This window comes from Desulfogranum marinum (genome assembly GCF_016918565.1).
GTDB lineage: Bacteria > Desulfobacterota > Desulfobulbia > Desulfobulbales > Desulfobulbaceae > Desulfogranum > Desulfogranum marinum.
On the sequence record NZ_JAFFQD010000028.1, the window covers coordinates 41,426 to 55,188 of the forward strand.

General features: G+C 44.2%; 11 protein-coding genes and 1 other RNA gene. 6 read left to right on the top strand and 6 right to left on the bottom strand.

The window, feature by feature from the left end:
• Window positions 1-178: 178 nt before the first annotated feature.
• The 5 genes from rny to JWH17_RS15255 all read right to left on the bottom strand — a co-directional run bounded on the left by rny (window position 179) and on the right by JWH17_RS15255 (window position 3,885).
• The gene (rny, locus tag JWH17_RS15235) at window positions 179-1,744 is read right to left on the bottom strand and encodes a ribonuclease Y (RefSeq protein WP_205223490.1); all 1,566 of its coding nucleotides are present in this window, start codon (window positions 1,742-1,744) and stop codon (window positions 179-181) included.
• Window positions 1,745-2,151: 407 nt separating this feature from the next.
• A non-coding RNA gene (ssrS, locus tag JWH17_RS15240) (6S RNA) lies at window positions 2,152-2,322 on the bottom strand.
• A gap of 63 nt (window positions 2,323-2,385) precedes the next feature.
• The gene (locus JWH17_RS15245) at window positions 2,386-2,673 is read right to left on the bottom strand and encodes a cell division protein ZapA (RefSeq protein ID WP_205223491.1); all 288 of its coding nucleotides are present in this window, start codon (window positions 2,671-2,673) and stop codon (window positions 2,386-2,388) included.
• Between the two features lie 14 nt (window positions 2,674-2,687).
• Window positions 2,688-3,014, bottom strand: coding sequence for a cell division protein ZapB (zapB, locus tag JWH17_RS15250; protein WP_205223492.1), 327 nt, complete (start codon window positions 3,012-3,014; stop codon window positions 2,688-2,690).
• A gap of 382 nt (window positions 3,015-3,396) precedes the next feature.
• Entirely contained in the window at window positions 3,397-3,885 is a 489-nt protein-coding gene (locus JWH17_RS15255; RefSeq protein WP_369125063.1) for an NUDIX hydrolase, read from the bottom strand.
• A 58-nt stretch (window positions 3,886-3,943) separates the two neighbouring features.
• Between JWH17_RS15255 and JWH17_RS15260 the strand changes: the two genes are divergently transcribed.
• The 6 genes from JWH17_RS15260 to JWH17_RS15285 all read left to right on the top strand — a co-directional run bounded on the left by JWH17_RS15260 (window position 3,944) and on the right by JWH17_RS15285 (window position 12,480).
• Window positions 3,944-5,431 (top strand): lytic transglycosylase domain-containing protein, encoded by a 1,488-nt coding sequence (locus JWH17_RS15260; protein ID WP_205223494.1) that lies wholly within the window; start codon window positions 3,944-3,946, stop codon window positions 5,429-5,431.
• Between the two features lie 10 nt (window positions 5,432-5,441).
• Window positions 5,442-5,804, top strand: coding sequence for a molybdenum cofactor biosynthesis protein MoaE (locus tag JWH17_RS15265; RefSeq protein WP_205223495.1), 363 nt, complete (start codon window positions 5,442-5,444; stop codon window positions 5,802-5,804).
• A gap of 283 nt (window positions 5,805-6,087) precedes the next feature.
• The gene (locus JWH17_RS15270) at window positions 6,088-6,930 is read left to right on the top strand and encodes an HDOD domain-containing protein (protein WP_205223496.1); all 843 of its coding nucleotides are present in this window, start codon (window positions 6,088-6,090) and stop codon (window positions 6,928-6,930) included.
• A 4-nt stretch (window positions 6,931-6,934) separates the two neighbouring features.
• Window positions 6,935-9,088, top strand: coding sequence for a response regulator (locus JWH17_RS15275; RefSeq protein ID WP_205223497.1), 2,154 nt, complete (start codon window positions 6,935-6,937; stop codon window positions 9,086-9,088).
• 289 nt (window positions 9,089-9,377) lie between these two features.
• The gene (locus JWH17_RS15280) at window positions 9,378-10,760 is read left to right on the top strand and encodes a YihY/virulence factor BrkB family protein (RefSeq protein ID WP_205223498.1); all 1,383 of its coding nucleotides are present in this window, start codon (window positions 9,378-9,380) and stop codon (window positions 10,758-10,760) included.
• Window positions 10,750-12,480, top strand: coding sequence for a ParB/RepB/Spo0J family partition protein (locus tag JWH17_RS15285; protein WP_205223499.1), 1,731 nt, complete (start codon window positions 10,750-10,752; stop codon window positions 12,478-12,480). Before JWH17_RS15280 ends, JWH17_RS15285 begins: the two co-directional genes overlap by 11 nt.
• A gap of 35 nt (window positions 12,481-12,515) precedes the next feature.
• On the opposite strand, the gene JWH17_RS15290 is transcribed toward JWH17_RS15285, so the two are convergent.
• Window positions 12,516-13,697, bottom strand: a complete 1,182-nt coding sequence (locus JWH17_RS15290; RefSeq protein WP_205223500.1) for an aldo/keto reductase — start codon at window positions 13,695-13,697, stop codon at window positions 12,516-12,518.
• Between the last annotated feature and the right edge of the window lie 66 nt (window positions 13,698-13,763).

Genomic DNA, 13,763 nt, shown 5'->3' on the forward strand with positions numbered 1-13,763 from the left:
AGTCTATTTTCGAAACGGCCCGAAATAAAAAGCGGCAATCCTTTTAAAGATTGCCGCTTTTTTCATGCATTTGCGTAGTCCCTTTAATCCCTGGTGTGCTGCGTGTTGTAAAGCCTGCCCCCCCCTACCTTCAGTAGCAAGCAGCACTGACCAATTTCCCAAGGTTATGCTGTTTTAACTACTTGGCAAACTCAATAGCCCTGGTCTCACGGATCACTGTTACCCGTATCTGGCCTGGATATGTCAACTGCTCTTCAATTGCTTTGGCTATATCACGACTCATGATTGTTGCTTCATTATCTTTAATCTTTTGACTATTCACGATAATGCGCAGCTCCCGTCCAGCCTGAATAGCGTAAGACTTCTCTACTCCACTGAAATTGTTAGCTATATTCTCTAGATCTTCAAGGCGCTTCACATAACTTTGCAGCATTTCCTTACGGGCCCCCGGGCGGGCACCGGACAATGCATCAGCAGACTGCACCAGCACGTCAAGAACGCTTTTAGGAGGTTGATCCTCATGATGGGCGCCGATAGCATAGACAATATCCTCAGGCTCACCATATTTTTTGGCGAGATCGCGACCGATAATCGCATGCGACCCTTCCACTTCATGGTCAACAGCCTTACCGATATCATGCAGCAAGCCGGCGCGTTTAGCTTTTTTGACATCCAGTCCGAGCTCAGCCGCCATTACCCCGCAGAGAAAAGCCACTTCAAGTGAGTGTTGTAAAATATTTTGCCCGTAGCTTGTCCGAAACTTCAGCCTGCCGATCAGGTTAATGAGATCAACATGCATCCCATGGGCGCCAACATCAAAGGTAGCCTGCTCCCCAGCTTCACGAATTTCGACTTCAAGTTCCTCTGTTACCTTCTGTACGACCTCTTCTATACGCGCAGGATGAATGCGACCATCGGAAATCAACTGTTCCAGCGCAAGTCTGGCTACTTCTCGCCGGATAGGATTAAATCCTGACAAGATTACCGCTTCAGGGGTATCATCAATAATAATATCGATTCCGGTTGCGGCCTCAATGGCCCTAATATTCCTCCCTTCCCTGCCGATAATCCGCCCTTTCATATCATCGTTGGGCAGCGGCACCATGGACACTGTCTTATCAGCCACATAATCACCGGCATATCTGGCAATGGCAAGCGCAAGGATATTTTTCCCCTTCCTATCTGCCTCCATTTTCATTTCATTCTCAATACGGGACAACCGTTTTGCACAATCCATGCGTGCTTCACTTTCGATGGATTGCATCAACTCCTCTTTGGCTTCTTCCCGATTTATACCTGCTATTTGTTCAAGCTTGTACCGTTGCTCATCGACAAGGGATTCAAACTTCAATTTCTGCTCAGCAACATACTTTTCGGCCGAGCCGACATTTCCTTCTCTTTCACGAAGCTTAGTCTGCCGATCTTCCAATAACTGAAAATCCTTTTGAACCTCATCAAACTTTCGACTAAGCCGACGCTGGTCATCCTTTAGTTCCTGGCGACTAATCTTAATTTCCCGTTCCGCTTCTTGTTTCGCCTTGTACGCCTCTTCTTTGGCCAAAAGAAGTGCTTCTTTTTTTATTTGTTCAGCTTCACTTATCGCGTTTTCAATTATCTGTCGTCCTTGGGCCTCAAGATTCCGCTGATTCCCCTCGACAAGTCGTTTCCGTAGATATATTCCAATCCCAAGACCGGCAAAAAAATTTATCACCGCCAGAAACATGGTCATCATATTGAGTTCCATGAAATTACCTGTATGTTGCGCAATTTGTTACCAACAATAATGAATAACAAACAACTGCAGTAAAAAATATAAAGGGAGGGGAGGTAGAGCGGAATTCGATGGTAATTACCGCTTAGAGGGCACAGTCAGACTAAACAGTAACAGGAATGTTGACAAAACTGCCCAAACCATAGCAGTTACCTGGTTCTCTTCAGTTCAAACAGAGAGAAAACAATAATGGTGTGCGATCAATTTTCTCGTAAAATCAGCCCGGCGGAGAGTTTCACATCTATAATAAACCTGATCTCATCAGAGTTGTCTTATTTCACTAAACCAGTTGGCGTCCGCTTCTGCACTTACTTCCATCCCGTTTCAATACGTTAGATGGCTAATGCGTCGCAGCGGATTCTGTCCACTGCGATTATATAAAAACCCCCGCTCTGCCGTTTCAACGCAATGATTAAACCTAAACAAATAGGTGGGCAATGCTAATTGCCGCCTCAGGGAATCAGTAAAGTTTCCCATCGTACGACAAAACAGCTACCCTAATCATGAGAGTTGGCTCAATACTCCGTTGATCACAAACAGAGCAGGGGTATCATCACTTGTTTACATGTAGTATAGCAGAACGCTACATTAAACTAAATAACAATCTCTTTGGATCAGTCCATTGCCCCCGATATTTTTTCAGAGAGCTGGTCTATGGCTTGATCCTGGTGCTTTTTAAAATCCTGGAACTCGTGTTCTAACTGCACATATTTTGCTGCCAGGCGTAAACAGCCCAGCACGAGCATTTTACTCGAAGGAATTGCACTGCGGCTGAGCTTCTCCCCCTCTTCCAATTCTTGGCGAAGCAGGCGTATAGCCAATTCCACTTCATTGTCCGGAGCATCGCTGTAAAAGGCAAACTCCTGACCGAACAGATTAAAACGAACGAGACGATCTTTCATTCGATCCCGTAATTTTAGCCCTGATACTCTTCATGTTCATTATTAAACGACGAGCCTTGGTTTTCGACCCGGCCATCATCATCTTCATTATTTTTTCCAGAATCGCTACCCTGCTCATCTTCCCACTGGGTGATGCGGTCCAGTAAACCGGAAACCCGACTACTTACTGCGGCCCTTTCGTCGCTGAGGTTTTCAATGGTTCCTTTAAGCTCAGCACATTCCATATCGCGTTCCTGCAACATTTCTTCCAGAGCTTGATAATCGGATTTCAGCTGATTATATTTATTTAATACTTGATCAACAAGTTCTTCCAAGCGCAATAATTCCGCATTTTGCTCCATATCCATTCCTCGATTTAACTTTTCGAAAAAACTATAAAAAAAACCTTTTACAAGTAAGCTGTAGTTTAACAGTGACCAACTATACAGACGACAAACTCCAAGCGCAAGTTTTTTAGCCCGGATTTCTCATCTGTTCAGACGGCGATAGGCTCAAAGTTTTTAACTATGATTTACAGGAGCCTCTATTCATTACCAAAATACTGAAGAAAATGATCCTGGCCGACCTGATTTTGGTGAACACTGTGCAGATTTTTCAACTCTGTGTGAGTTTGCAAATCATACACAAATTGAGTGTCATTTAATAAATTGACACGATGTGCAAGGGAAATTCGGGTAAGTCTGATTTCTTTCTACGTGTATATGGTAATCCTTAAGCTGAGGGTCAGCAACGACTAAAGTGCCACGAAATTGGACGCCCGTTATCATAGGGCATATAACCGTGAAAAGCACGAGGATCATCATCAAAAACCAAAGGGAGAAAGAAACGATCCCCTTCCCACATTGGCAATTCTTGTATTTTATCAATCAAATGCCAAGCCAGTTCACCTTCATTATTCTTTTTCTTTAGGTCACCTGTAAAGCTGGTTATTAAAAAAATAAACCCTAACCAATCTTCACCATATGGACCAAATCCTGTCCAATTCACAGTCCCCCGAAGAGTCATCGTTTTGCACTGCAAACCTGACTCCTCTAAGATTTCTCGCTGCATGCAGCTTACAACATCCTCTCCAGCCTCCATTTTTCCACCCAGACCATTATATTTTCCCAGATGTTGATCATCTTCACGGGCATTTCGATGAACCAGCAACGTTTCTTTTTTGTCAGGAGAAAGAATATATCCTAAAGTTCCAATAATCGGTTTGTACATAATGCGGGCACTCTTCATTTTTTATAGTTATTAATTTTGAAGATGGGTGTTTCACTGTATAATGAAATGCAAAAGATATTTTGCAGCAGTCTCAAAACGGTATGGCTCAGGAGCCGTACGAGTAAAAATCACAGTATACTACAAGGTAGCCTTAACCTCTATGCGCAATGCTCTTCCTTTTCACATTCGGGTTACGTTTATAAAATCCAGCATATTCTTTCTCGTCATATGCATGGTGTCACTGATTATACCTATCGCCCCTGCTGGAGCGCAAAACAACTTTCCTGTTTACAAAGTAATACAACCTAATGTTGCTTTCTGGGAAGACATCTACGGCACGTATAGTTCGCGAAAAGGTATATTGCATGACCGCAACGACCTTAACATCGTTTATACGGTTATTGATCTTGTGAACTGGGATGCGCCTGAATCAAGGCAAATCAACCAAAAATTGATAAAACTTGCCAGGCAGCGTGTCAAAAATATCCTTTCAGAACTTGGCCACGGCAAAAAACCAGCCACGACAGAAGAAAAGCGTATAGCGGCCCTATTTCCGAAACAACGGCACACTCGCTATTTGAAAGCGCGGGAAAATATACGGCTCCAAATTGGTCAAAAAGATAGATTTAAACAGGGTGTTATTCGTTCCGGAAAATACATTAGCCAAATAAAGACAATTTTTCGCCATTACGGCTTACCCGCCGAGTTAGCGTATTTGCCCCATGTTGAATCTTCTTTTAATCCGCATGCAAAAAGCAAAGCAGGAGCAGCCGGACTCTGGCAGTTTACACGTGCAACTGGAAAAGACTACATGCGTATTAATCAACTGATCGATGAACGGCTTGACCCTTTCCTCGCAACCCATGCAGCAGCAAAACTCCTTAAAGAAAACTACAGCCGACTGGAGACATGGCCCCTCGCGCTAACAGCCTATAATTATGGACGTTCCGGAATGCTCAGGGCAGTTAAGGAGCAAAAAAACTATCCTTCTATTTTCTCCAACTACCGAAAAGGGCATTTTAAATTTGCATCTAGAAACTTTTACTCTGAATTTCTGGCAGCAACCAAGGTCGCACGAAAGTTGGGCCGTGATCGCAAACTATTACCTGACAGACCGGAAGCGACCAAAACGTTGCGCTTAGAGGGCTATGCTTCCAGTCAAATTTTACAGTCTTTCTTCCGTGTTTCTAAACAGGACTTTGCTCGCTTAAATCCTGCACTCAAAAAACCTCTGCTCGACGGCACCAAACTCATCCCAGAAGGATACCTGCTTCGTTTGCCCGCTACCAAACAGGTTCGACTAAGGCTCAGCCAATGGAAAAAATCAATGTACGCCGCGAGACAACTTCCGGATACGCTTTACACGGTGCAAAAAGGTGATACATTAAGCACCATAGCCAAGAGATATAGAACAACGACCCACAAGCTAAAAACACTTAATAACCTCAACCGTCATTCAATCATTAAAATCGGCCAAAAACTGGCACTTCCCTCCTCCAAGGGCAACATTGTCATCTTAAAAAATATTTCTAAAAAGAAACCTATCTAAAACGGAAGCCATGGATATCACAAAAACGATTCAATCCCTGAAAAAAAGACCTGATTTCACAGATAACGTCGGAATGATCCTTATTCACAATGGGACCGTACGCAATTGGTCCAGAGCTGACAAACAACAGGTCCAGGCTCTGGAAACCATCGTCGACCATGCAAAAATCGACAAACTTCGCCAGGAATATCTCGCAAAAGAAGGAATTTACGAAATTATTGTCGAGGCCCACTCTGGAAAATTTCAACCTGGCGACGACCTCCTATTTATTATCGTTGCCGGTGACTTACGCGAAAACATAAAGCCTGTGCTGGCAGAGTTGCTTGATCGCATCAAGGCAGAGGCAGTTACAAAAAAGGAAATCAAGGCTTAAAGCCACCTTGGGCAATTCCTTTTCTTTCCTCACTCTAGCCCAGCGCTTTCTCATCAATAAAGTTTTCGCAGGGCAAGGCACAAGCCTCGCAGCAGGTAAGCGCAATACCCCGGGAGAGTGGCGGAAAAAGCAATGATTCAAGACGCACTGGAAACTGTGGTTGGCACCATCATCAACCACAGTTGTCATTTTAACTAGCAATACCAAAGAGCAGCCAGGAAGCCTCCTGAGCCTCTACACCCCACTGGCAGTTGGATAAAATCCAAGCACAAGGAGATGCACAATGGATGCGGCTGAAAAATTCATTCAACAATTTAAAAAAACAAAGACGCTGCCGCATATTGTAACCAGGCTGGCTCAACTTATAAACGATGAAGACTCAACCCTCCAGGATTTTGAAGAAGTCATTCGCCTGGACCCCGCCCTTGTTGCCAGACTCCTTACCCTTGTCAACAGTTCTTTTTTTGGAATGTCACGCAATGTTGACTCCATTTCCAGGGCCGTTGCACTCCTTGGCATGAAAAACCTGCATAATATTGCCGTTACCGACGCAATACAGGGCATGATCGATACAGACACAGACAATCCGGGGTTCGAACCTAAGCGTTTGTGGTCTCACAGTGCGGCTGTAGGCCTATGTTGCAAAATGATTGCAGAACGAATTTTGTCAATAGACGGCGACGACGCCTATCTCACTGGAATATTGCATGATATAGGGCTAATTGTTGAATTTGAGACAGCACGTAATTCTTTTTTTAAAATAATCGACCAGCTGGAGGAAAACTCACCGGATATTGTTGCACTCGAACAAAGGGAGCTAAACACAGATCATTGTCAAATCGGTTATTTACTTGCACTTGAATGGCAAATTGCCGAACCTTTAGCCGAAGCGATCAGAGATCATCACCTTGACAACAACGAACCAGCACCTAACTCACCCACCGCGATTTTACAAATTGCGGAGTATATAGTGAACCAGCTTGGATTTTCCGTCAAAGATGATAAATATCCGCAGCTTTCCCCAGGACTTTCAGCCCATGTACAGAAAAATATAGCTGAATACAAAGTACTCGCCGAAGATTTGCCGGAAGAACTGGAAAAAATAACCAGCATGTACGGGAAATAAATCCATGGCTCTCAAGAATTTATTTGCTGATCTGGTCGATCCTGTGCAGACACTTTCCACTCTGTGCAACCACCTTGAACAGGAAACCGAACAGTTATTATTTTTCTGTGCTGACCATGACGGCAATCATAAGGCATCAGGAAATTACCCCATTACCTCGGATGAGGCCAGGCAGCTCATCTTTGACAGCCTTGATAAATCTTCTGAAGTAGGGATTCAGCACAAAAGGCGATGTTTTGCCCTGCATGCCGTTCCTGATCTCCAATGCGTTGTACTCGCAACCCCTGCAACGCCTGAAGAGACACTCCCCCCCCATTGGCTGACCACCGTCGTCCGCTTAAGTCTCCGGCTTTTCCTTGCTCATAAAGAGACCGAAGACACGATCAGCCGCCTGCGAATCCAAAAAAAACAATTCGACAGAAAATCCGGAGTTCTCGAAAAAAAGTTCCAGGATATAATGGTCGAAAACGAAGAGAATTACAGGAAAATACAAGAACAGCAGCACAATTACTCTAAAACCCTCCAGGCCGAAATTAGGCAACAGACAGCAGAACTTCGCAGTGCAAAAAAAGCTGCCGAATCAGCAAATATAGCCAAGAGTGAATTTCTTGCTGCAATGAGCCATGAAATACGGACACCAATGAATGGCATCATTGGTTTTACCGACATGCTGTTAGACTCCCCTCTTAATGAAGCACAGAAAGAATTTGCACAAACCATAAAGCGTAGTGCAGACGCTCTACTTTCTTTGATCAACAACATCCTCGATTTTTCAAAAGTAGAAGCAGGAAAATTAGACCTGGAGTGCATTGATTTTGATCCTGAAATAACTGCACAGGATGTCTGCGACTTGATCCGGCCCAAAGTGGAAAGCAGGCCGATTGAAGTGCTTTGCCGAATTGACAACAACCTCCCCGCAAACGTGATGGGGGATCCAGGAAGATTTCGTCAGGTCCTTGTTAACCTCATGGGCAATGCTGTAAAATTTACCAAGCAGGGCGAAATTGAGCTGGCAATACGAGTCGACCGGGAAACAGATACCCAAATTGAGATTCATGCGCATGTGCGTGACACCGGTATTGGGTTACCGGCCAACAAAGTAGAATCCATATTCGAGGCCTTTCGCCAAGCTGACGGTTCAACCACCCGGGAATACGGCGGCACCGGATTGGGCCTCTCCATATGCCGTAAGATTGCCTCACTGATGGGAGGCAATGTATGGGCAGAGAGTCAGCCTGGTCAAGGAAGTACATTTCATTTCACGACCAAACTCAAAAAATCAAAACAGCAACACATAAAAAATTTCGGCAAGGTTTCCCTCACAGGAAAAAGGGTACTGGTTGTCGATGACAATCTGACAAACCTCAATATCCTCAAGCATATCCTTGACACAGCAGGCCTTGATGTTGTTGCAATACACGATAGCAGTCAGGTTCGTGCGGCCATGGAAAAATCCGTAGCGCAAAACAAAAATTTTGATTTGATCATTCTTGACATCCAGATGCCTGTACCTGATGGATATGCGCTCGCGCACATGATTCGCAATGAGATACCAACGGCTAAAAGGACACCACTGCTTGCCTACACCTCATCAAATGATCGTAATGCCCAAAAATGCAATGAGGCTGGATTTAATGCATTTCTTACCAAACCGACCCGTCGCGAGATTCTTTTTAAAACCATGGAAAAACTTCTGGGAGAAGAGCAGAAGGAGACTAAAGACCCTTCCAAAGAACAACTCATCACCCAGTATAGCGTTCGCGAGGAACTCAAACAATCGATACGAATTCTTCTGGCAGAAGATAATCCGGTGAACCAGAGGCTGGCAACCCTCATTCTCACCAAGGCCGGATACAATGTGCAAGTAGCGGCAAATGGAAAAATAGCCATTGATACCTTTACCTCTGCACCCGATGAATTTGATCTCATATTTATGGATGTTCAGATGCCGGAAACCGATGGACTGGAAGCGACCAAAATCATCCGTGAACGTGGATTCAATACCATTCCAATCGTCGCAATGACTGCAAATGCAATGAAAGGTGATCGAGAAATTTGCTTGAATGCAGGGATGAACGATTATATTTCCAAGCCTATTAAGCGTGAAATAGTTTTTGAAATCATAGAGAAATGGCTCTTCCGGGAAATGGGTAAATAGGCCATCCAGTACGTAATACTTTTAACGGGACACTAGCCCGGATTTCTCATCAGTTCAGGCGGTACCAGGTTCAAAGTTTTTGGTAGTAAATAGGTAAGCGCAGACTCCGATAGTAGGCTATATATACTGCCAAAATACTGAAGAAGATGGTACCGCATGGACTGACCTGTGGTGAACATTTTGTTAATTTTGTATCTAATTTATTTTTATAGTATCAAACTGAAATTACATATCTTTCCGGAAAATGACAAAATGTTCATGAGAGATTCGGGCTAGTCAGTGGAGCACTATGACAGGTAACTTTCAAAACTGGTCAACCCCAATCATCAAATGGGCCTTCACAGAGACCGCTACAAGCACCGCCCTGAGCAGAGGATTACGCTGCGCTGCACGAATTCTCATCATTGTTTGCATAGAAGCAACCAGAGCGAAAATTTCCATTAGAGCATCCGCCCTCACCTACTCAGTCATCTTGTCGATGGTGCCCTTACTTGCCATGAGCACTGCGGTTCTCAAGGGGCTTGGGAGTGGCGACCAACTGAGAGTTGCAGCTATTCGCTTTATTGAGCAGGTGGAGCCACGCCCAACTGTTCACCAAACACAACCTGAGTCCACCAGTCCTGATCTGCTTGAAAAACCAGTCCAAAACACGATGACTGCACACCTTTACCGAGCAGTCGACACCATATTTAACTATGTTGACAAAACCAATTTTGCGGCGCTGGGTATTTTTGGTATTGGCGGTACTCTACTAGTTGTCATAATGGTTTTCAGCACAATTGAAGACGCCATGAATGATATATGGAGGGAAGAAAAAGGGCGCCCTCTGTTTCGCAAAGTGATGGATTACCTGGCACTGCTCATCTTGCTCCCAATTTCCATCAATATGGCACTTGCCGGTGAGACCATTCTCGCCAGCGAACGGATGATGAGCTACATCCAAACTATCATCCCACTGGACTGGATGATAGCCGCCTTGTTTAATTTTTTGCCTTTTGTTTTTATCATCATTACCCTGATGCTGGTTTACCTCTTTTTTTCAAGGGCAAGGGTCACAACATCCGCCGCATTCACCGGCGCACTCTTTGCTTCTATATTCTGGTTTCTGACCCAAAAAGTATATATCATTCTTCAGGTAGGGGTAGCTAAATACAATGCTATTTATGGTTCCTTTGCGACGGTCCCCCTCTTTCTTGTATGGGTTTACTTAGGATGGAATTTTATTCTTTCAGGTGCGGCCCTCGCTTACGGGATACAACATCGAAACAATTACCTCCCTTTTACAGATACCATTGTGCCGCAGCGACGGTTGCAGCTTGCTTTTGATATTCTCCACCATGTTTATACAGACTTTCATAACAGACGCACGACTACCGTCACTTCACTGGCCGACAGGCTCAAAGGCACTCCAACCAGTGTGATTAAGGCAATCGCAGCAAACCTGGTTACCGCAAATTTACTGCACAGCAACGATGACAATGACAAGCCTGCCTTTTTGCCGGTCACTTCCGCAGAGCTTGTCAAGCCAGGTGAAGTACTTGATGCAATAGTAGGTCGTACAAATAATTCCACATACGGCTCACACTTGGCAGACCTTGCACTTGAAGGGGCTCATAAGGCGCTTGCTCAAATAACTTTCCAGATACCGGTAAACGAACAAGATGAAAAGTAACCAGCAAAAAAACAGATCGATCAGCACTTTTCTCGGCAACAATAATATCCTGCTCCTCGTGCCTAACGGATTGCCGAGCCACACAAACAAGGAGGACCAACACTCTCTCACCGATCTGGGCTTTGTGCTGGCTCAACAGCTTCAAAGTTATGCCGTTATTAATAACAAATACAAGAAAACACTTATTGATCTGACAGACATGCAGGCGGTGAAAACACGAAAAAAAGTTACAGATACCTTTCTAGTCCATATCAAACGTTTCACAGACGAGATACTGGAAAATGATATGGCGCCGCTGGTTCTTATTGTTCAGGTCGCCGACACCACACTACCGCAAGGGAAACACATCCTTTTCGGTTATGGTCAAGGAGAACGAGGCGTACCTGAAAAACCACATAATCCAACCATCTCCCCTTCGCAGATCAGTAAATACAGGGTCGCCATCGAGGACCAGGGAATAACTACAGACCTGGCACCTCCAGGATCCATCTACTGCGGGCACTCTCCCGACCATCTCAACCAACTTTATCGCCAAAAAAACTATCTCGAGGGTTTTTACAATACCAATGTAAGCTCAATACTATTGACTCTTGCTCCGGAACTTGTGAGAGAAAAAGGGATTGCCGAACATACGGCGGAAAAGCTGTGGCGGGCTATGCAGCAGTTTCAACAAAAAATGCCTTTGGTAAGAAAAGTTCAGCTCAAAAGTATAGAGACACAAAAGGAGGAGGATCTACAATATATCTTCCGTATTCATAACGACGCACAGTACGATGAACTCACCAGAGAATCATATATTGACGAACTCGCAGGATCCATTGAAAAAAACGGATTACTCCACCCTTTAGTTTTACTGCGTAAAAATGATGGTTATTACAAAATCCTGTGTGGTTTCAGAAGATTCCAAGCAGCCAAACGCATAGGGAGAGTGTGGATAGAAGCCAAAATTTTTCAGGAGCGGGATTTCACCACTGAAGATTTTTTTAATATTTCACTTGCCGAAAATACCAAAAGAAGAAACCTCAACCCTGTTGAAATAGGGAATTTTCTTGATACTGCCAGTGATACCATGCACTTGAACAACACCATGCTTGCTGAAAAATTCGGCGAGACATTGGGTATTGGTGCTCCAGGCCAGAAAGTTTCCCACACTACGATTCATAAATACCGCAAAGTTAATCAAATTCGAACGCGCAACGAATCACCAGAGATTATCAACGATGTGATCAATGAAAAGCTCCAGTTCTCCATAGCAGCTGAAATCCTCGCCCCAATCAAAGACCCCCATGACCGAGACAGCCTCTACCTGGAAATAATAAAACCACTTGCTCCTACACGACCACAACTCCAAAGTATACTTACCTTATTAAAAGAGAGGGAAACAGGCTTGAGTAAAGCCATCGCGCATAAGGACGTTCAACTACTGCTGACCAAGGCAATGGATACCCCGCAAAAAGCAGCGACTTTTATCCGCCTCATGCAGCAGAAAGGAACACAATCAGCTGTTACCAACCAAAAACAGTTCACCAAAAAGATTACAAAAATAAGGCAGCAATACTTTGGCAGGCATACAAGCAAGAAAGATTTCAACCTTACGCCTGATTCAGGAACAGCAAATGGAGAGCTGACCCTTAACCTGCGGATCAACCAAAAAAATTATCACGAAATGCTTGATAAAGTTAGCAGGCTACTCCATCAAGAAGATCTGTTTACAGAATAAAAAAAGTTACCTTTTCGCATGCGAAAAACAGGTGCTTACACATTCTCCTTTTCCTTTTTCACGAGCAGCTCATGAGCTTGTTGTAACTTTAGCAAAAGTTCACGGGCCGGTAGGTGGAACTTTTCTGCAAATACCTGTACATCGTCTTCCACAATACAGGCTGCGTTATTGCCTGGCACCCACTGGTTTCCTTTCCCCAGCATAAAGTATCTTGCCTGGGCATAGGCCAGCAAATCCCACCCTGTCGCAAGATTATATAACCACAATATCATTGGTATGTTCATACATCCTGGTGTTTCCCCACAGCCGGGAAACATCTCCCAATGGCTGTCTGGAGAACAATTACCACTTACCGCCAACATGCGCTTTTGCCACCTTTGATAAATATTTCCGACAAGATCAAGATCCTTTATATATTGTAAAGCCAAAACGTGATCGGTAAAATCATCAGGTTTTGCGGCTCCAATACTTATTGTGTGTATCGCCTTATGCTGCAGACAAAAAAGGTCATTAAATTGCATTGGAGTGAGTGGAGCGGAAAGCTCCTCTAGAAGAAGTGGTGGGGTGTGCAGCATCCCTCCTTTATCGGTAGGGCTAATAATAAAAGTCCCCATGTCCTGTACGGAAGCAGCCTCTAATACCTTTTCATTTCGCTGAAAAATTGTATACCAATGCAAATTGATATAATCAAAACCGCCATCCTGGTCATGATTGACTGCCTGTAGCAAAACATCAGTTGAAGCATGCCCGGAAAAACCAACCCAATCCACTTTCCCCTGCTTTTGCAGCAATCTTGCAGCATGGAGACAACCGCCGGGTCGGCAAGCATGCCACAGTTGTTTATGCGAATTAATCCCGTGTAAAGCTAAAAGATCTACCCTTTCCACCTGCAACCTGCGCAAGGAATCAAGCACATGTTCACGAAACAGTAAGGGATCTGCAACAGGCTCGACTTTGGTTTGAACAATAAAATTCTCTCTCTCATATTCTTTCAAGACAAGACCAAGCTGTCGTTCTGAAGACCCGTATCCTCTCGCAGTCTCGACGTGATTGATCCCCAGATCCAAAGCCCCGGCAATTATTTTCTGTAGCTTTTTTTGTTGTGCCTGCTCTATGTCTTTCTGTGCAACATCTTGCCAGGATTGCATAAATCGCATCCCACCAGCAGAAAAAACAGGCATCTCCAGTTCAGTCTTTCCAAATCGTCGATAAATCATATTACTGAGTCGTATTTAATGAAAATAAAAAACAGAGGAATCTGTCAGCATTCCGGTTATGATGAA